At 71.7% G+C, this 19,291-nt stretch carries 19 protein-coding genes; 18 read left to right on the top strand and 1 reads right to left on the bottom strand.

Features of this window, described 5'->3' with window-relative positions; genetic code table 11:
• Nucleotides 1-26 precede the first annotated feature (26 nt).
• The 3 genes from PIR53_01835 (at nt 27) to PIR53_01845 (ending at nt 4,724) form a co-directional block, all read left to right on the top strand.
• Nucleotides 27-1,829 carry an ABC transporter family substrate-binding protein gene (locus PIR53_01835; protein WZH52747.1) on the top strand — a complete coding sequence of 601 codons (1,803 nt, stop codon included), beginning with the start codon at nt 27-29 and terminating at the stop codon, nt 1,827-1,829.
• 131 nt (nt 1,830-1,960) lie between these two features.
• Nucleotides 1,961-3,496, top strand: coding sequence for an ABC transporter permease (locus PIR53_01840; protein ID WZH52748.1), 1,536 nt, complete (start codon nt 1,961-1,963; stop codon nt 3,494-3,496).
• A gap of 70 nt (nt 3,497-3,566) precedes the next feature.
• Nucleotides 3,567-4,724 carry an ABC transporter permease gene (locus PIR53_01845; protein WZH52749.1) on the top strand — a complete coding sequence of 386 codons (1,158 nt, stop codon included), beginning with the start codon at nt 3,567-3,569 and terminating at the stop codon, nt 4,722-4,724.
• 20 nt (nt 4,725-4,744) lie between these two features.
• Here the strand turns inward: PIR53_01845 and PIR53_01850 are convergent, their stop codons facing one another.
• Nucleotides 4,745-5,281: a PH domain-containing protein gene (locus PIR53_01850; GenBank protein WZH52750.1), complete on the bottom strand. Its 537-nt coding sequence runs from the start codon at nt 5,279-5,281 to the stop codon at nt 4,745-4,747.
• 83 nt (nt 5,282-5,364) lie between these two features.
• Here PIR53_01850 and PIR53_01855 point away from each other — a divergent pair, with 83 nt between their 5' ends.
• The 15 genes from PIR53_01855 to dprA all read left to right on the top strand — a co-directional run bounded on the left by PIR53_01855 (nt 5,365) and on the right by dprA (nt 19,035).
• Entirely contained in the window at nt 5,365-7,122 is a 1,758-nt protein-coding gene (locus tag PIR53_01855; GenBank protein ID WZH52751.1) for an ABC transporter ATP-binding protein, read from the top strand.
• Between the two features lie 204 nt (nt 7,123-7,326).
• Nucleotides 7,327-7,806, top strand: coding sequence for a 30S ribosomal protein S16 (rpsP, locus tag PIR53_01860; GenBank protein WZH52752.1), 480 nt, complete (start codon nt 7,327-7,329; stop codon nt 7,804-7,806).
• Between the two features lie 5 nt (nt 7,807-7,811).
• Complete coding sequence (locus tag PIR53_01865; protein ID WZH52753.1) at nt 7,812-8,054, top strand: RNA-binding protein; 243 nt, start codon at nt 7,812-7,814, stop codon at nt 8,052-8,054.
• A gap of 88 nt (nt 8,055-8,142) precedes the next feature.
• The gene (rimM, locus tag PIR53_01870) at nt 8,143-8,721 is read left to right on the top strand and encodes a ribosome maturation factor RimM (protein WZH52754.1); all 579 of its coding nucleotides are present in this window, start codon (nt 8,143-8,145) and stop codon (nt 8,719-8,721) included.
• Nucleotides 8,722-8,724: 3 nt separating this feature from the next.
• A complete protein-coding gene (gene trmD / locus PIR53_01875) occupies nt 8,725-9,420 on the top strand; it encodes a tRNA (guanosine(37)-N1)-methyltransferase TrmD (protein ID WZH52755.1) in 696 nt (231 codons plus the stop codon).
• Nucleotides 9,421-9,627: 207 nt separating this feature from the next.
• On the top strand, nt 9,628-10,836 hold the full coding sequence (locus PIR53_01880; protein ID WZH52756.1) for an ammonium transporter: 1,209 nt from the start codon (nt 9,628-9,630) through the stop codon (nt 10,834-10,836).
• 179 nt (nt 10,837-11,015) lie between these two features.
• Nucleotides 11,016-11,369, top strand: a complete 354-nt coding sequence (rplS, locus tag PIR53_01885) for a 50S ribosomal protein L19 (GenBank protein ID WZH52757.1) — start codon at nt 11,016-11,018, stop codon at nt 11,367-11,369.
• Nucleotides 11,370-11,427: 58 nt separating this feature from the next.
• A complete protein-coding gene (gene lepB / locus PIR53_01890) occupies nt 11,428-12,297 on the top strand; it encodes a signal peptidase I (GenBank protein ID WZH52758.1) in 870 nt (289 codons plus the stop codon).
• A 7-nt stretch (nt 12,298-12,304) separates the two neighbouring features.
• Nucleotides 12,305-12,991 carry a ribonuclease HII gene (locus PIR53_01895; protein ID WZH52759.1) on the top strand — a complete coding sequence of 229 codons (687 nt, stop codon included), beginning with the start codon at nt 12,305-12,307 and terminating at the stop codon, nt 12,989-12,991.
• Between the two features lie 31 nt (nt 12,992-13,022).
• The gene (locus tag PIR53_01900; GenBank protein ID WZH52760.1) at nt 13,023-13,331 is read left to right on the top strand and encodes a DUF2469 domain-containing protein; all 309 of its coding nucleotides are present in this window, start codon (nt 13,023-13,025) and stop codon (nt 13,329-13,331) included.
• Nucleotides 13,332-13,477: 146 nt separating this feature from the next.
• Nucleotides 13,478-13,936, top strand: a complete 459-nt coding sequence (locus PIR53_01905) for a TadE/TadG family type IV pilus assembly protein (GenBank protein WZH52761.1) — start codon at nt 13,478-13,480, stop codon at nt 13,934-13,936.
• On the top strand, nt 13,936-15,711 hold the full coding sequence (locus PIR53_01910; protein WZH52762.1) for a pilus assembly protein TadG-related protein: 1,776 nt from the start codon (nt 13,936-13,938) through the stop codon (nt 15,709-15,711). The genes PIR53_01905 and PIR53_01910 overlap by 1 nt, the downstream gene beginning before the upstream one ends.
• Before the next feature lie 99 nt (nt 15,712-15,810).
• The gene (locus PIR53_01915; protein ID WZH52763.1) at nt 15,811-16,170 is read left to right on the top strand and encodes a YraN family protein; all 360 of its coding nucleotides are present in this window, start codon (nt 15,811-15,813) and stop codon (nt 16,168-16,170) included.
• A gap of 127 nt (nt 16,171-16,297) precedes the next feature.
• Entirely contained in the window at nt 16,298-17,881 is a 1,584-nt protein-coding gene (locus PIR53_01920; protein ID WZH52764.1) for a YifB family Mg chelatase-like AAA ATPase, read from the top strand.
• Entirely contained in the window at nt 17,878-19,035 is a 1,158-nt protein-coding gene (dprA, locus tag PIR53_01925; protein ID WZH52765.1) for a DNA-processing protein DprA, read from the top strand. Before PIR53_01920 ends, dprA begins: the two co-directional genes overlap by 4 nt.
• Nucleotides 19,036-19,291 lie beyond the last annotated feature (256 nt).

Below are 19,291 nucleotides of genomic sequence, written 5' to 3' on the forward strand. Positions count from 1 at the left end.
GACCTGTGAGACTCAGGGGAATCGGCGTGGCCGCGATCGCGGTCACCTTGGCGTTGACCGCGTGCTCGGCACCGGAGGACGAGAGCGAGGAGCAGGCCCGGGAGGACTCCGACCGAGTCGCTGCCGGCGAGGCGCCCGACGCGATCACGATCGGCTGGAACCAGCCGTACTACTCGTACAACGACGACACGTCGGACGGCAACGCCACCGCCAACTCGATCATCAACTACATGCTCCGTGGCGACCTCTTCTACTACGACGAGAACCAGGAGCTCATCCGCGACGAGTCCCTGGGCACGTTCGAGAAGACGAGCGACGACCCGCTGACGGTCGAGTACACCGTCGCCGATGACGCCACGTGGTCCGACGGCACGCCGATGGACGCGACCGACCTCCTGCTGTCCTTCGTGGGCCAGAGCGGCAACTTCAACACCATCGACGCGGCGGACGACGTCAGCAACCTGGGTGGCGAGGTCTTCTTCAACTCCTCGTCGGCCGGCCTCCCGCTGGTGACCGAGACGCCCGAGCTCAGCAACGACAACAAGACGCTGACGCTGGTCTACTCCGAGCCCTTCGCCGACTGGGAGGTGGCGCTCGACTTCGGCGTCCCCGCCCACGTCACCGCGATGAAGGGCCTCGGCATCGAGGACCCGCAGGAGGCGAAGGACGCCTTCGTCGAGGCGGTCCAGAACAACGACGCCGCCGCGCTCTCGCCGATCGCCGAGTTCTGGAACACCGGCTACGACTTCACGTCGCTGCCCGAGGACGAGCTGCTCTACCTGTCGAGCGGCGCCTACGAGATGACGGACTTCGTCGAGGGCGAGTACGTGACCCTCACGGCGAACCCCGACTACGACGGAGAGCGTCCGGCCGCGATCAACGAGGTCACGGTCACCTACAACGAGGACCCGCTCGCGCAGGTCCAGCAGCTCCAGAACGGCGAGCTCGACCTCTTCGGCCCGCAGGCCACGACCGACGTCGTCGAGGCGCTCGAGGCCGTCGACCAGGCCGAGATCGAGACCGGCGTCGACGCGACCTACGAGCACATCGACCTCGTGCAGAACAACGGTGGTCCGTTCGACCCGGCGGCCTACGGCGGCGACGCCGAGACGGCGCTGCAGGTCCGCCAGGCGTTCCTCACGGCGTACCCGCGCAAGGACATCGTCGACACGCTGATCAAGCCGATCAACCCCGACGCCGAGGTGCGCAACTCGTTCCTCGTCACCCCGGGCGCGCCGTCGTACGACGCGGTCTCCGAGGCCGGCGGCATGCAGGAGGCCTACGGCGACGGTGACGCCGAGGCGGCCGCGCAGATCCTGGCCGACGCCGGGGTCGAGGGCCCGATCGACGTCCGTGTGCTGATCCCGGCCGACAACCAGCGCCGTTCGGACCAGTTCGACATCGTCCAGCCGATCCTGGCGGAGGCGGGCTTCAACCTGATCGCCGACCGTCGCGGCACGTGGGGCGAGGACCTGGGTGACGGCACGTACGACGCCGTCTCCTTCGGCTGGCAGTCGACCTCCACCGCGGTGACCGAGTCGCAGGCGACCTACGTCACCGGCGGCCTCAACAACCTCATCGGCTACAGCAACCCCGAGGTCGACGCGCTGTTCGACGACCTCGCGGTCACCTCGGACGCCGACGAGCAGGAGGGCATCCAGGAGGAGATCGAGGCGCTCCTGGTGGAGGACGCGATCGGTTCGACCGTCTTCCAGTTCCCGGCGGTCGTGGCCTACAACAAGGAGGTCCTGGGCAACGTGACGGCTGCGCCGCTCAACCCGACGATCTTCTACGGCTACTGGAACTGGACCGGTCCCGAGGAGGAGTGACCCACCAGCTCCACCCGTGAGTCAGGGGCCGTCGGCCGCGCCCGGCCGGCGGCCCCTGCTTGCGATCGTCCGCCCCTCGGGGTCGAAACCACGGCCCCCCTCACTCCGAAGGTCCTGGCACACCGATGGTCATGTTCTTCGTCCGACGACTGCTCACCTCGAGCCTCGTCGTGCTGGTCTCGACGTTCGTGATGTACGTGCTCGTGAGCATCGCGATCGACCCGTTGGCCGATCTCCGCCAGAGCACGTCGCCCAACAAGGAGCAGCTCATCGAGCAGCGGCGCCAGTCGCTGCAGCTCGACGAGTCGGTGTTCCACCGGTACTTCGACTGGTTGAGCGGAGCAGCCGGCTGCGTCGTCGGCAACTGCGACCTGGGCACCAACTGGCAGACCAACCAGCAGGTCACCGACCTCCTCAGCGGGGCCATCCTCACGACGCTGCAGCTGGTCTCGCTCGCCACCGTGCTCGCGATCCTCATCGGTGTCTTCATCGGCATCGTGAGCGCGCTGCGGCAGTACTCGGGCTTCGACTACTCGATCACCTTCGTGTCGTTCCTGCTCTACTCGCTCCCCACCTTCTGGGTGGCGGTGCTCCTCAAGCAGTTCCTGGCCATCGGCTTCAACGACTTCCTGGCCGACCCGTCGATCGCGTGGTGGTTCTACGTGATCTGCGTCGTGCTCGCCGGGCTCACGCTCATGGCCGCCCTCGGCGGCACCACGAAGAACCGGGTGCGCAACTTCGCCATCGCGGGCGGCGCCACCCTCGTCGTGCTCCTCTACGTCGAGCTCACCGACTTCATCGCGGACCCGACCCTCGGCATCGTGGGCGTCGCCGTGCTGTCGATCGGCACGGCCCTCTGCGTCACCATCCTGTCGACGGGCCTCAGCGACCGGCGCTCGCTCTACGCCGCGCTCACCGTCGCCGGTCTGGGCATCGTGCTCTACCAGCCGATGCGCTACTTCTGGTACTACGCGGGGGCCAGCTGGCTCATCGTCATCGGCATGGGCGTGCTCGCCGTGCTGGTCGGCGCCCTGGTCGGCTACCTGTGGGGCGGCCCCGACCGCAGCACGGTCGTGCGTACCGCGGCCCTCACCGCGGTCCCCGTGTCGCTCTACCTCTTCCTCGACCGGCTGTTCTCCACGTGGGACGTCTACGTCAACCACGTGCGCATCAACGGCCGCCCCATCGCGACGTCCGGGCGACGCACGCCGAACTTCGAGGGCAACTTCTGGATGGAGACCCTCGACCTCTTCGGCCACCTGCTGCTGCCGACCCTGACGCTGACGCTCATCTCGTTCGCGGCGTACACGCGGTACGCCCGGGCGAGCACCCTCGAGGTGCTCAACCAGGACTACATCCGCACGGCTCGGGCCAAGGGCCTCACCGAGCGCACCGTGATCATGCGCCACGCCTTCCGCAACGCGCTGATCCCGCTCGCCTCGATCGTGCCCGTCGACATCATCACGCTCATCGGTGGCGCGGTGATCACGGAACGCATCTTCGGCTGGCGCGGCATGGGCTTCTTGTTCGCGGACTCGTTGGAGAAGAACGTGATCGACCCGATCATGGCCTACCTGCTGGTGGTCGCCATCCTGGCCGTGGTCGCGAACTTCGTCGCCGACCTCGTCTACGCGGTGCTCGACCCGCGGATCCGGGTGAACGCATGAGCGCGGGGAGCCCGACCTGCTCGGGTGCCGCGCCCGCCCCCCGCCGACCTCTGCACGGAGGATCCCTCGCATGACCATGACGACCCCGCCTCCGGCCGCCACGCCGGACGAGCCCCACGAGAACGGCATCGAGAACCGCGACGTCGCGGGTCTCTCGCAGGGCCGCATCGTCCTCAAGCGCTTCCTCGGCCACCGCGGCGCGCTCGTCGGCATGGTGGTGCTCGCGCTCGTCGCGATCCTGGCCTTCAGCTCGATCGGCGTCGGCGGCATCCCCGGTTGGTGGAAGTACGCGCCGACCGACCGGCCGGCCGACTTCGACGCCGTCACCGACCGCGGCGCCCCGACCCTGGGGCTGCCCACCTGGCTCGGCGGCAGCGGCCTCGCCTGGGGCGACGCGCCCTTCGGCCGTGACAACCTGGGGCGCGACATCTTCGCGCGCACCATGCTCGGCGCCCAGACCTCGCTCATCGTCATGGCGATCATGGGCATCGTCGCGGCCGTCATGGGCATCGCCGTCGGCGCGCTCGCCGGTTACTACCGCGGGGCCACCGACCAGGCCCTCATGCGCTTCACGGACCTCGTCATCACCTTCCCGCTCATCGTCATCGGCGCGGTGCTGGGCAAGATGGCCGGCGACTCCGGTGTCTACGTGCTGGCCCTCGTGCTCGGCCTCGTGGTGTGGACGACACTGGCGCGCCTGGTGCGCGCGGAGTTCCTGTCGCTGCGTGAACGGGAGTTCGTGGACGCCGCACGCGTGGCCGGGGCCAGCGACACCCGCATCATCCTCAAGCACATGCTGCCCAACGCGATGGGCCCGATCATCGTCAACACGACGCTGCTCATGTCGGCTGCGGTGCTCCTCGAGGCGTCCCTCAGCTACCTGGGCTTCGGCGTCAAGGCGCCCGACATCTCGCTCGGCAAGATGGTGTCGGACTACCAGTCCTACTTCCAGACGCGGCCGTGGCTGTTCTGGTGGCCGGGTGCGTTCATCATCGTCATCGCCCTCTGCGTCAACTTCATCGGCGACGGCCTCCGCGACGCCTTCGACCCGCGCCAGCGCAAGATCCCGTCGCTCCGGGCGATGAACCGGGCGCGCCTCGCGCAGCAGGAGAGCCTCGTGGCGGCCACCCCGGCGCTGCCGACCGGCGCCGACGTCTCCGGTGTCGACGTCGAGAAGAGGTCGCGCGAGACGGACCGTCGCGACGACGAGCCGGGCGGCTCGGCGTGACCTCGCGCCGCCAGCGGACCTCAGACCAGGAAGGGCGTCACGACCGCCGCCAGCGCCAGCAGCGCGAGCGTGGCGGCGGCGGTCGGGTCGGGGCGCACCACGGTGCGCGTGGCGTCCGGACCGGCGGACCGGCCGGTGGTCTCCTCGCGGCGCCAGCGCTCGCGCACGGCGCCGGCGGCCTCCGACTCCTTGCCCTTCGCCCGGTCCATGCCGAGCGGCGGGGGGCAGGCCCAGGCGTCGACGGTCGAGTCGTCGAGGAGCACCAGGCGCACGCCGTACCGGCCGTCGACCTCCACCAGCGCACCCCACGGCACCTCGACGGTGCGGAAGGGGTTGACGACCTGCAGGCCGTCGTCGGTGAGGTGGAGGGCGGGACGCCAGTACACGACCCAGCCGATCGCGCCGAGGAGCAGCACGGCACCGCCCCAGCGCAGGAGCAGCTCGACGTCGCCGCCGACCGCCAGTCCGACGAGCACGACGCCGGCGCCGCCCATGAGGGCGACCGCCAGACGGCGGGCGCCCGTGGATCGGTAGGTCTGGACGTACGGGGTGGCCATGGGGCCAGCCTCCCAGAGCGGCACGCAGACCAGCAGAGCAGCACCCCGGGCCCGGCCCGGGCACGCATCCAGGAAGGTGAGCTGTGACCACCACCCCCGAGGGCACCCCCGAGGGCCCGTCGCTGTCGAAGCCGACGACGGACGGCACCGCGGACAAGCCGGTCGTGCTGGACGTGGAGGACCTCAGCGTCCACTTCTTCGTCGAGGACGAGTGGGTGCCGGCCGCGATCGACGTGTCCTACCAGGTGCGCGCGGGCGAGGTGCTCGCGATCGTCGGTGAGTCGGGGTCCGGCAAGACCCAGTCGTCGATGTCGCTCCTCGGCCTCCTGCCGCCGAACGGACGGGCGACCGGCAGCGCCAAGCTCAAGGGCACCGAGGTGCTGGGGCTGCGCGGAGCCGCGCAGCGCCGACTGCGCGGCAAGGAGATCGCCGTGATCTTCCAGGAGCCGATGACGGCGCTCAACCCCGTCTACCCGATCGGCGCCCAGGTGGTGGAGGCGTTGCGCACCCACCTCCCGCTGTCGCCGTCCGCGGCGAAGGCCCGGGCGCTCGAGCTCCTGCGGCTCGTCGAGATCCCGGAGCCGGAGCGTCGGTTCAACTCGTTCCCCCACCAGCTCTCCGGCGGCCAGCGGCAGCGCGCGATGATCGCCCAGGCGCTGGCCTGCGACCCGACGCTGCTCATCGCCGACGAGCCGACCACCGCGCTCGACGTCACCGTGCAGGCCGAGATCCTCAAGCTCATCGCCGACCTCAAGGACCGCATCGACTCGGGCATCGTGCTCATCACCCACGACATGGGCGTGGTGGCGGACATGGCCGACCGGATGGTCGTCATGAAGGACGGACGCATCGTCGAGACCGGCACCACGGCCGACGTCTTCGCCCGACCGCAGCACCCCTACACCCAGCAGCTGCTGGCCGCGGTGCCGCACTTCGGCCAGGCCACCCGCACCGAGGCCCGTGACGGTGCCGCGCCGCGGCCGGAGTCGGCGTCCACCGAGAAGCGGGAGCCGGTGCTCGTCATCGAGGACCTGGTGCTCGAGTACCCCAAGCGCGGCTCGCAGCCCGTCTTCCGCGCCGTCGACGAGGTGAGCCTCGAGATCGGCGAGGGCGAGGTCGTCGGGCTGGTGGGGGAGTCCGGCTCGGGCAAGACCACCATCGGACGCGCCGTCGTGGGCCTGCTGCCCGTCGCCGGCGGTCGGCTCATGGTGGACGGCGTGGACATGGCGGACGCGAACCGTCGCACCCTGCGCGACCTGCGCCGCCGCGTCGGCATCGTCTTCCAGGACCCGGGCTCCTCCCTCAACCCCCGCATCCCGGTGGGCGAGTCGATCGGCGAGCCCCTCCACCTGCACACCGGGGTGAAGGGCAAGGAGCTGAGCCAGCGGGTCGAGACGCTCCTCGACCAGGTGCACCTGCCCCGGGCGATGCGCAACCGCTACCCCCACGAGCTGTCCGGCGGTCAGCGGCAGCGCGTCGGCATCGCCCGGGCGCTCGCGCTCGAGCCGCGGCTGCTGGTGGCCGACGAGCCGACCTCGGCCCTCGACGTCTCGGTGCAGGCGCGGGTGCTGGACCTCTTCTCCGAGCTGCAGGCGCAGCACGGTTTCGGTTGCCTCTTCATCAGCCACGACCTCGCCGTCGTGGAGATGCTGGCCTCCCGGATCGCGGTGATGCACCACGGCAAGCTGGTCGAGATCGGCCCCAGCGCCCAGGTCATCAACCACCCGAAGGACCCGTACACCCAGCGCCTCGTCGCCGCGGTGCCCGTGCCCGACCCGGTGGAGCAGCGGGCGCGTCGCGCCCGACGTGACGCCCTGCTGGACGACGCCGGCGTCAGCTGACGTCCGGCGCCGCCGGGGCGCGTACGACGAGGTCGGACCCGATTCGCCGCGACGTGCGTGCTCTGGCACAATGATCGGTCGAGTCGTGCGACCCGCGGACCCTCTCATCCGTTGGTCGCTCGCCCTTCGAGGTCCGGAGCCGGTGCCCCACGCCGTCGCGACGTCCCTCATCAACCCGCAACGTTCGAGGAGACACCACCCACCGTGGCCGTCAAGATCCGTTTGAAGCGCCTGGGCAAGATCCGGGTGCCGCAGTACCGCATCGTCGTCGTCGACTCGCGCAAGAAGCGTGACGGCAAGGTGATCGAGGAGATCGGCAAGTACCACCCCAAGGAGGAGCCCTCGTTCATCGAGGTCGAGTCCGAGCGGGCCCAGCACTGGCTCGGCGTCGGCGCGCAGCCGACCGAGGCGGTCGAGGCCATCCTCAAGATCACCGGCGACTGGCAGACGTTCAAGGGCCTCCCGGGCACGGAGGGCACGCTGAAGACGGCGGCCCCCAAGCCCGACAAGCTCGAGATCTTCAACGCCGCGCTCAAGGAGGCTCAGAACGAGCCCAAGGGTGCCGCCGTGACGAAGAAGTCCAAGAAGGCCGACGACGCCAAGGTCGACGAGGCCCCGGCTGACGAGGCCAAGGCCGAGGAGCCGAAGGCCGACGAGGCGCCCGCCGAGAGCACCGAGGCCTGAGCACCGTGCTGGCCGACGCGCTCGAGCACCTGGTCCGCGGGGTGGTGGCCCACCCCGACGACGTGACCGTGCGGGACAAGGAGCTGCGTCGCGGCTCCGTGCTGGAGGTCCGGGTGCACCCCGACGACCTCGGCAAGGTCATCGGTCGCAACGGCCGCACCGCCACGGCGTTCCGCACCGTCATCGGTGCGCTCGCCGGTCGGGGCGGCGCTCGGGTCGACTTCGTCGACGTCGACCGCCGTCGCTGACGCCACCGCTCGCCGGACGGGCGTCACCCCCTCGGGGGTGGCGCCCGTCCGTCATTTCCACCGCTCCAGGACACGTAGGATCCGGCCCGTGAGCAGCAGCATCGAGGTCCTCGTGGGTCGCATCGGGAAGCCGCACGGCATCCGGGGGGACGTCACAGTCGACGTGCGCACGGACGAGCCCGAGCGCCGGTTCGCCCCGGGGAGCCGGCTGCGGGTCACCGCTCCGCGCGACGTCACGACCGCGCGCACCAGCATCGGGGTCGAGTCGGCCCGCTGGCACCAGGGGGTGCTCCTCGTGCGGTTCGAGGACGTGTCCTCGCGCGACGAGGCGGAGGCGCTGCGGGGGCTGATGCTCCACGCCACGATCGAGGCGGGGGAGACCCCGGACGACCCCGAGGAGTTCTACGACCACCAGCTGGTCGGGCTGGCGGTCCACGACCTCGAGGGCCGGGTGATCGGCGAGGTCACCCAGGTGCTGCACGGCGCGGCGCAGGACCTGCTCGGGGTGCGCACCCCCGACGGCCGCGACACGCTCGTCCCCTTCGTCGCTGCGCTCGTGCCGACCGTGGACCTGGCCGCGGGCCGCGTGGTGGTCGCCGACCGGCCGGGGCTGGTCGCGCCGTACCCCGAGGAGAGCGACGGCGGCGAGCCCGAGGCCGGGGCCTGAGGCGTGCGCGTCGACGTCGTCACGATCTTCCCCGAGTACCTCCGGGCGCTCGACCTCTCCCTCCCCGGGAAGGCGCAGCGCTCCGGGCTGCTCGACCTGCGGGTGCACGACCTGCGGGACCACGCCCACGACCGGCACCGCACCGTGGACGACACGCCGTACGGCGGGGGAGCCGGCATGGTCATGAAGCCGGAGCCCTGGGGTGAGGCGCTGGACGCCCTCGACATCGGGGGCGCGACGCTCGTCGTACCGACGCCGTCGGGCGAGGTCTTCCGCCAGGCGACGGCGCGCGAGCTGAGCACCCGGGAGCGGCTGGTGTTCGCGTGCGGACGCTACGAGGGGATCGACGCCCGCGTGGTGGAGCACGCCGCGGAGGCGGGCGCCGAGGTGCGCGAGGTGTCGATCGGCGACTACGTGCTCAACGGCGGCGAGGTGGCCGTGCTGGCGATCGTCGAGGCGGTGGTGCGGCTGCTGCCCGGGTTCATGGGCAACCCGGAGTCGCTCGTGGAGGAGTCGCACGAGGACGGCCTGCTCGAGTACCCCGTCTACACGAAGCCGGCCTCGTGGCGCGGGCACGACGTGCCGCCGGTGCTGCTCAGCGGCGACCACGGCGCGGTCGCGCGCTGGCGCCGCGAGGAGTCGCGGCGCCGCACGGCCGAGCGCCGGCCGGACCTGCTCGGCGGTCGCGACGGAGCCTGAGGGCTCCCTGAGTGTCACGTGAGCCACATCTGAGGGCGCGATGACGTCTGCGTGACCTGAGCGTCACACAGACATCGAGGGTGTTACGCCGCCGAAACAACGCGGCGTGCCTGTCGCAACACGGCGTCGGAAACATTCGGCAGCGTCGTGCCGCGCCGCAAGGGTGCTCGTGCGGCCCGCCCTCTCTCCGAGATGAACGAGGTAGTGATGACCACCGAACTCGCGTGGACCCTGGTCTGTACGGCCCTGGTCCTCTTCATGACGCCGGGCCTGGCGTTCTTCTACGGCGGCTTGGTGAAGGCCAAGAGCGTCGTGTCGATGATGATGCTCAGCTTCGGCGCCATGGGCATCGTCTGGATCCTGTGGGTGCTGATCGGGGCCGGCGGCATCGGCGCGATCTCCGATGGCGGCATCACCAAGTTCTTCGGCAACCCTTTCCAGGACGTCGGCCTCCTCGACGCCACCAAGGCCACCGACGCGACGCTGGCCTCGGCCGCGTTCGGGGGAACCTTCGCGGTCATCACCGTCGCTCTGATCTCCGGCGCGATCGCGGACCGCGCACGCTTCTGGCCCTGGATGATCTTCTCCGGCGTCTTTGCCGCGCTCGTCTACTTCCCGGTGCAGGCCTGGGTGTTCAACCCGGACAACGGCTGGATCTACAACTTCGGCTCCACCGGCACGCTCGACTGGGCCGGCGGCACCGCTGTCCACCAGAACGCGGGCGCCGCTGCGCTCGCCCTGGCGCTCGTGCTCGGACGACGCAAGGCTGGGTTCACCAAGGAGGAGGCGGTCCCGCACAACGTGCCACTGGTGCTCATCGGTGCGGCCATCCTGTGGTTCGGCTGGTTCGGCTTCAACGCCGGCGTCTTCGGTGCCGACGAGGGCCAGACGAGCCTCATCATCCTCAACACGATCGTGGCCCCCGCGGCGGCGATGATCGGTTTCATCATCATCGAGCAGGTCCGTGACGGTAAGTCCACCGCCGTCGGCGCCGCCTCCGGCATCGTGGCGGGCCTCGTCGCGATCACACCTGCCTGTGCTCACATCACCCCGGTCTGGGCGATGGTTCTCGGCCTCGTCGCCGGTGTGGTCTGCGCCTTCGCGATCGACCTCAAGTACAAGCTGGGCTTCGACGACTCCCTCGACGTGGTCGGCCTGCACCTGGTCGCCGGCTTCATCGGCTGTGTCTGGCTCGGCTTCTTCGCCTTCGACCCGGGCACCGGCATCGTCTACGGCGGCAACGCCGACCAGCTGATCGCCCAGGTCGTCTCCTCGGTCGCGGTGCTTGCCTACTCCTTCGTCATGGCCTACGTCATCGGCATGGTCATCGAGAAGACCATCGGCTTCCGCGTCAAGGAGGAGGACGAGGTCGCCGGTGTCGACCTGCAGCACGGCGAGGCCTACGCCTTCGACTGAGCCGGACTGCACCACCCGCACGCGGCCCGCCCCGATTGGATCGGGGCGGGCCGTCTGTGCGAACATCACCAGTCGCGCCATGCACGCCTCTGCCACAGGGGAACTGCCGTGCCGGCGCTACTCCATCGGATCCGCACCATCGAACCGCGGCTGACCTGTGGCACTCGCGAGGAGCAGACATGAGCAACAACGTCATCACCGAGCTCGCCGCGGCGAGCAAGCGCAGCGACATCCCGGCCTTCCGCGCCGGCGACACCGTCAAGGTGCACGTGAAGGTCGTCGAGGGCAACCGCTCCCGCGTCCAGATCTTCCAGGGCGTCGTCATCCGCGTGCAGGGCTCGGGCATCGGCCGCACCTTCACCGTCCGCAAGGTCTCCTTCGGTGTCGGCGTCGAGCGCACCTTCCCGCTGCACTCGCCCATCTTCGAGACGATCGAGGTCGTCACCCGCGGTGACGTGCGTCGCGCGAAGCTGTACTACCTGCGCAACCTCCGCGGCAAGGCCGCCAAGATCAAGGAGCGTCGCGACAGCTGACCCGGCTCGCCGCGAGGCGCCCGACCAGGGTGCCGCGCAGGTGGCTAGTCTCGTCCCCGTGACGTCCGACGACCGCGTGTCCCCCCACCCTCACGACGAGGACGGGGACCCGCGGTCGTCGTCGTTCTCCGGCACGGAGGGGGAGCGCCCGACGCCCTCGACGGCGGCGGACGAGCCGGCGGAGACCGCGTCCGCCGGTCGCGCGAAGCGGTCGCGCCGCAAGCGCAAGCAGCTGCCGCTCTGGCAGGAGACGGTCCTGCTCCTCGCGGTCGCCCTGGCGCTGGCCTTCGTCATCAAGGCCTTCTTCCTCCAGGCGTTCTACATCCCGTCGGAGTCGATGGTGCCGGGCCTCCAGGTCAACGACCGGATCCTGGTGGAGAAGCCCTCCTACTGGGGCGACAACGGGCCTGAGCGCGGCGACGTCGTGGTGTTCGAGGATCCGGGCGGCTGGCTGGGGCCGACCGCGGCGGAGGGCCCGAGCAACCCGATCGCGCAGGTGATGTCGAAGGTCGGTCTCTACCCGACGGGCGGCCACCTGGTGAAGCGCGTCATCGGCCTCGAGGGCGACGTCATCTCCTGCTGCGACGAGCAGGGCCGGATCCTGGTCAACGGCCAGCCGCTCGACGAGCCCTACCTGGCCGACGGCCTGCAGTGCAACGGTCCCGAGGTGAACGGCTGCACCGCCGACTGGGAGACGGTCGAGGTGCCCGAGGGCCAGATGTTCGTCATGGGCGACAACCGCGCCCAGTCGGAGGACTCCGCGGCCCGCATCTGCGATCCCGCCGTGAACACGGCGTGCACGACCGGGCGCGAGTTCGTCGACACCGACCTCGTCGTCGGCAAGGTCTTCGCGGTCGTGTGGCCGCGGTCGAGCTGGGACTGGCTGGAGCGCCCGGCGACGTTCGCCGACGTCCCCGACCCCCGGTGACGCCCGCGTGACCACGCGTCCCCGCGGCGTCACGATCCGCCGGGACGCCGGGCTCTACGGCTACGAGCGCGCCCTCCGACGCCACGGCCTCGGCCCGGTGGCGGGTGTCGACGAGGCCGGGCGCGGTGCGTGCGCCGGGCCGCTCGTCGCGGCCGCCGCCATCCTCCCCGAGGGCCGGGCCGGCGTCGTACCGGGCCTGGCGGACTCCAAGCTCCTCACCGCCCGGGCCCGCGAGCGCGCGTACGACGAGGTCGTGCGTCGCGCGCTCGCATGGAGCGTCGTCGTGATCGAGCCCGGGGACTGCGACCGGTTGGGGATGCACGTCGCCAACGTCGAGGCGCTGCGACGGGCGGTGGCGCGCCTGGGCCTCGCCCCGTCGTACGTGCTGAGCGACGGGTTCCCCGTCGACGGGCTGCGTGCCCCGAGCCTCGCGGTGTGGAAGGGCGACCGGGTGGCGGGCTGCGTCGCCGCGGCGTCCGTGATCGCCAAGGTCACGCGCGACCGGATCATGACGGGCTACCACGACGAGCACCCCGACTACCGGTTCGACGTCCACAAGGGCTACATCACGCCGCTGCACGAGGAGCTGTTGACGGCTCACGGGCCCTCGGCCATCCACCGGTGGTGCTTCGTCAACGTGCGGCGCGCGGCCGCCGCCCGCTCGCTAGAGTCGCCCCCGGCGCCACCCGCGTGATCCCGCCCGTCCCCCTGGAGAAGGAGCCTCGATGAGCACCGAAGACCTCGAGAAGTACGAGGCCGAGATGGAGCTCAAGCTCTACCGCGAGTACCGCGACGTGGTGAAGATCTTCAAGTTCGTGGTGGAGACCGACCGCCGGTTCTACCTCTGCAACAAGGTGGACGTGCGCTCGAAGTCGGAGCACGGCGAGGTGTTCTTCGACGTCACGATGTCGGACGCCTGGGTGTGGGACATGTACCGGCCGGCGCGCTTCGCCCGCAACGTGCGCGTGCTGACGTTCAAGGACGTCAACGTGGAGGAGCTCGCGCCCGACGACTTCGAGCCGCCGAAGAGCTGAGCAGGCCGTTCCTCAAGGCCGCGGGCAAAATCTTGCGCTTTCCTAGAGGTTTGTTGTGCGACTCCGGGGACACGGGGCGCCGCCGGTCCTAGCCTGACCTGCGGGAGGGGACAACTGCGTCCCCGGGATCAGGTCGAGGTACGGCGATGGTGGTAGCGGCTCTGGTGGCCCGGCTCCGGGCGCGGCACGCGACGCGGGACGAGCGAGGCGCGGCCGCCGTCGAGTTCGCGCTCGTGCTGCCGATCCTGCTCCTGCTGCTCTTCGGCATCATCGCGTACGGCTACATGCTGAGCTTCCGTGGCTCGATGAGCCAGGCCGCAGCCGAGGGTGCGCGCGCCGCGGCGGTGTCCGTCGACGCGAGCAAGCGCGAGAGCAACGCCCGTGCGGCGGTCGAGGAGGCCCTGCGGGCCTACGGCGTCTCGTGCTCCGACGCGGGCATGACCTGCACGTTCGACCCGGCACCCACGGGGTGCGCCACCGGCACGAGCTGCTTCCAGGTCAGCCTCTCCTACGACTACGACGGCCACCCGCTCATCCCGCTGCCGCTCGTCGGCGCGGTCATGCCCGACACCCTCAGCTACTCCGCCTCGGCGAGGACGAGCTGATGCTGCGGCGCCTGCTGGTCGGCCCGTCGGGGCGTACGTCGCGGGACGAACGCGGTGCGGTCGCCCTGTTCGTCGCGGCGAGCCTGGCGGTGCTCCTCATCATCACCGCCTTCGCCGTCGACCTCGGGATGCAGCGCGTCGCCCGGCGTGACGCGCAGGCCATCGCCGACCTGGTGTCCCTCGACATGGCCCGGGAGCTCGACGGGCGGGCCAAGAGCGCGTACTCGACCGCTGCGCTCGACCGCGCCTTCGAGGCGAGCATCGACCGCAACGACGACGGGCTCGGCGCGGAGCCGGACGACTACTCCTACGAGCTGGGCCGGCTGGGTGCCACGGGCTCGTTCGAGTCGATCGGCGGGAGCGTGACGGCGACGGCGGTGAAGGTGACGGCGGTCGGCTCGGTGGGCTACCTGTTCACCGGCGGTCGGGGCGGCGTGACGCGCAGCGCGGTCTCGACGTCCGACCAGTCGGCGTGCATCCGCGTCGGTTCGTTCCTCGCCTCGTTGGACACGGCGCAGAGCGCCCTGTTGAACCCCCTCCTCAGCGCGCTGTTCGGCAGCGCCGTCAACCTCAGCGCGGTCTCCTACCAGGGGCTGGCCGGGGCCAACGTGTCGTTGCTCGACCTCGTGGACGTCCCGGGTCTCGGGGTCGGCACCGTCGACGAGCTGCTCGAGCTGCCCGCGGTGCGGGTCGCCGACCTGTTCGTCGCCTCCGCCACGGTGCTGGACCGTCAGGGCAAGGGGGTCCAGGCAACTGTCCTGCGGGCCCTCGCCGCGGCGGTGCCGACGCCGACGATCTCGGTGGCGGAGCTGCTCGGCGTGCGGGGCACGCCGCAGGCCGCGCTGGCTGCCAGCCTCAATGTGCTCGACCTGATCACGGGCGCGGCGTACCTGGTCAACGACGGGCGCACTGTGAACGTGCCCAACCTCGGCATCGGGCTGCCGGGTGCGGTGGTCACGTCGACCAAGCTGACGATCGTCGAGCCGACACAGGGCGCATGCCTCGGTGTCAACGACTCCGCGGAGACCGCCCAGGTGCGGCTCGACCTCACGGCGCGGGTGGGGGCTCGCACGATCAGTGCCCTGGGATCCAGCGTGAGCATGGAGGCGACGGACCTCAGTCTGTCGATCGACCTGGGGAAGGCAGTGGCGACGCTGCTCGGTGTGCAGTGCAACCCGACCGGGCCGGACCTCGTGCGGGTGCGGGTGAAGTCGGCACTCGTCGGAGCCATCAGTCTCACTGCATCCACCCGGTTGCGGGCGTCGATCGGGGTGCCGCTGGGCGACGCGCTCATCACACCGATCCTGAACCTGCTGGGGCTCGGCAGCCTGCTGCGGCCGCCGACGCTCGAGCTCGACGCCCCGGTGTCGATCGCCGGTCACGCGACGGCCGGCGGGTTCGACAAGACCCTCGACCTGCGGCTCCCGGGCAGCTACGAGGTGCCGCAGGGATCGGGCTCGGGTGTGCTGCTCACGGTGCCGTCGGTCTCGGTCACGTCGGCGACCACCCTCGACCTGCGGTACTGGGACCCCGGCTTGCTCGGCATCGGGGCGCAGTACCGCACGCAACGCGTGCTCGACACGGCGCCGTTGTTCAGCTCGGTCGTCAATCCCGTCCTCTCGTCGCTGACCGGATCCGTGCTGGCGCCCCTCGTGACAACGCTCCAGAACGCTCTCGTGCTGCCGTTGGCCGAGCTCCTCGGCGTACAGCTGGGCGGAGCCGATGTCTTCGCGGTCCGGGAACCGACCTGCCGGGCTCCTCGTCTGCGGCAGTGAAGGCCCGGGCGCCGTCCCCAGCGTCGATCTGAGACGCGCCTGTCCACAGGCGCCCGGGTCCTGCTGGCGGCTTACGCCCCAACGGCCCACGGTGGTGCGGTGACCCGTCGCCGCCTTGCCCTCGGTGCCCACGGCGAGGAGCTCGCCGCGCGCCACCTCGTCGCCGGCGGCATGGTGCTGCTCGACCGCAACTGGCACTGCGAGGCCGGCGAGCTCGACCTGGTGCTGCGGGACGGCGACGTCCTCGTCGTGTGCGAGGTGAAGACGCGGACCTCGGTCGCCTACGGGTCGCCGTTCGAGGCGGTGACGCCCGCCAAGCTCGCGCGCCTCCGTCGGCTGGGTGCCCGGTGGGTCACCGAGCGCCGGCTGCGGGTCGAGCACGTGCGCATCGACATGGTCGGCGTGCTGTGCCCGCGCACGGGACCGCCCGAGGTCGAGCACGTCGCCGGCATCGGGTAGCGCGGCCCGCTCCCCGTCCCCAGCCGATGCCCCGCAGGGGGTTCTCCACAGCGGCCGTCAGCCCGGCCCCGCGGCAGCGCACGCGCTCCGAGGATCGACGCATGACTCCTCACCACCGGGCCGCCTGATGGCGGTCGCCACCTCCCGCACCATCGCGCTGCAGGGCGCCACCGGTCACCTCATCGACGTCCAGGTCGACGTCTCGCCCGGCATGGTCGCCACGATCATGGTGGGCCGTCCCGACGCGGCGATCAGCGAGGCCCGCGACCGCTGCCGCATGGCGGTGTCCAACTCGGGCTTCGCCTGGCCGACCACGCGCCGCACGACGATCCTGCTGTCGCCCGCCGACCTGCCGAAACGGGGCACGCACTTCGACCTCGCCATCGCCGTCGCCGTGCTGGCGGCCGCGGTCGATCCCCGCAAGGATGCGCCGATCCCGACCGACGACGCGCTGTTCCTCGGCGAGCTGACCCTCGCCGGCGCCCTGCGCCCGGTGCCCGGGGTGCTGCCCATGGTGCTGGCCGCGGCGAGCCACGGCATCCGACGCGTCTTCGTGCCCGAGCCGCAGGCCGCGGAGGCCGCGCTGGTGCCCGATGTCGCGGTCTTCGGCATGCGCTCGCTGGCCCAGGTCGTCGCCGAGCTCCGCGGCCTCGAGGTGCCCGAGGCGCCGCCGGTCGCGGCGGAGTCGGGGAGCCGGCTGCTGTCGTGGCGGGGTCAGGAGCGTCTCGAGGAGGGCGACCTCGCCGACCTCGTGGGGATCGGTGAGGCCGTGTACGCCGCGGAGGTCGCCGCCGCGGGCGGTCACCACCTGCTGCTGCGGGGCCCGAAGGGCTCGGGCAAGACCACGCTGGCCGAGCGCATCCCCTCGATCCTTCCGGACCTCGACCACGAGGAGGCGCTCGAGCTGACCGCGATCCACTCCCTGGCCGGCGGGCCGGCGGCCACCACGCTGATCCGTCGTCCGCCCTACCTGGCACCGCACCACGGGGCGAGCCAGGCCAGCATCCTCGGTGGCGGCAGCGGACGTGCCCGCCCGGGTGCGGTGAGCCGCGCCCACAGCGGTGTGCTGTTCCTCGACGAGTTCCCCCTGTTCTCCAGCACCGTGGTGCAGGGGCTGCGGGAACCCCTGGAGAGCGGCGAGGTGACGATCGCGCGGGGCGAGGAGACCGCGACCTTCCCGGCACGCGCGCTGGTGGTCCTGGCCGCCAATCCGTGCCCGTGCGGCGAGCGCGACTCGGGCACGGGTGCCTGCACCTGCCCGTCCGTGAAGCTGCGGACCTACCAGGAGAAGCTCGAGGGTCCGGTGGCCGACCGCGTGGACATCCTGCGTGACGTGCGTCCACCGCCACGGGGGAGCGGGTCGTCGCCCGTCCCGGTGACCACCAGCGCCGACGCCCGCGCCCGGGTGACGGCGGCGCGGCAGCGGCAGGCGAAGCGGTACGCGGGCGCCAGCTGGCGCCTCAACGGGCACGCGCCGGGTGCGGCGCTCCGAGCGGCGTGGCCCCTGGAGGAGAAGAGCGCGCAGCTGGTGGAGCAGCACGTCGACGACGGGCTGCTGACGCGGCGGGGCGCCACGCGGGTGCACCGCCTCGCCTGGACGGTCGCGGACCTCGCGGGCTCGTCCGAGCCCGGGCTCCGCGACGTCGAGGTCGCCCTGGCGCTGCGGCTCGGCGACCCCCTGCCCGCCGCGCTGGTGGAGCGTGCCGGATGAGCGTCGACGACGGCGAGCGGTTCGCTCGCGTCGCCCTCAGCCACATCGGCGAGCCGGGCGACGTGCGTCTGCTGGAGATGGTGCGCCGCGTCGGCGCGGAGGCCGTGTACGAGGCCGTGCGCGACGTGCACCGGAACCCGCGGCGGGTCGACCGCGCCCTGTCCGGGGTGGCGGCACGGGTCGACGGGGTCGAGCCCGGGCGACGTCTGGAGCTGGCGATGCGCCAGGGGGCCCGCTTCGTGGTGCCGGGGGACGACGAGTGGCCGACCGCGCTCGACGACCTCGCCGACCTCCCGCCGCTGCACCGGCGCGGCGAGGTCCCGGTCGGCCTGTGGGTGCGGGGACCGCTCCGGCTCGACCAGGTGAGCCGGTCGGTCGCGATCGTCGGCTCGCGGGCCGCGACCACGTACGGCGGGCGCGCCGCCCACGACATCGCCACCGACGTCGGCGCAGCCGGCCTGTGCGTCGTGTCGGGTGCCGCCTTCGGCGTCGACCAGGCCGCGCACCGGGGCGCTCTCGCCACCGGGGGCGCGACGATCGCGGTGCTGGCGAGCGGTGTCGACAAGGCCTACCCGGCCGCGCACGCCGCGCTCCTCGACCTCATCGCCGACCACGGCGCGATCGTGTCCGAGGCCGCTCCCGGCAACGCCCCGACCCGGATCCGCTTCCTGGCCCGCAACCGCCTCATCGCGGCGCTGTGCCAGGGCACGGTCGTCGTCGAGGCCGCCCTGCGCAGCGGTGCGCTCAACACCGCCAGCTGGGCGGAGTCCGTCGGCCGGGTCGTCATGGGCGTCCCGGGGCCGGTCACGAGCGGGCTCTCGCAGGGCGTGCACGAGCTCATCCGGTCGCGTGCGGCGCTGCTGGTGACCGGCGGCGCCGAGGTCCTCGAGGCCGTCGGCGCGTCGGGCGAGCACCTCCTCGCCGTACCCCGCGGGCCGGCCCGGCCCCGCGACCGCCTGACGGGGCGGCAGCAGCAGGTGCTCGACGCGGTCCCGGTGCACCGCGGCGCCACGGTGGCCTCGATCGCCCGCGCGGCCGGCGTGACCGCGGACGACGCACAGCGCGACATCGCCGAGCTCGACGCCGACGGGTTCGTCGAGCAGAGCGGCGCGGGATGGCGCCTGGCGCCGCGGCCGGGGAGTGACACGGGCTGAGCCCGCTGAGGCCGAAGCCGACGCAGGAAGGGGCACGAACGACGAGCCGGAGCGCGATCCGGGCGTCGTTCGTGCCCCTTCGTCGTGTTCCGCCGCACGGTCGTCCCCGCCCCTCCCGGGACGTCATGCGTTCCGCTGGTGGGGGCCGCCGCTTCGCATGACGTCCGCGAGGGGCGGTCCGGTCGGGGTCGCGCTGCGCGTGGGACGTCATGCAACTCGCCGGTGGGGGGCGCCGCTTCGCATGACGTCCCCGCGG

The organism is Nocardioides alkalitolerans (assembly GCA_038184435.1).
Taxonomy (GTDB): Bacteria; Actinomycetota; Actinomycetes; order Propionibacteriales; family Nocardioidaceae; genus Nocardioides; species Nocardioides alkalitolerans_A.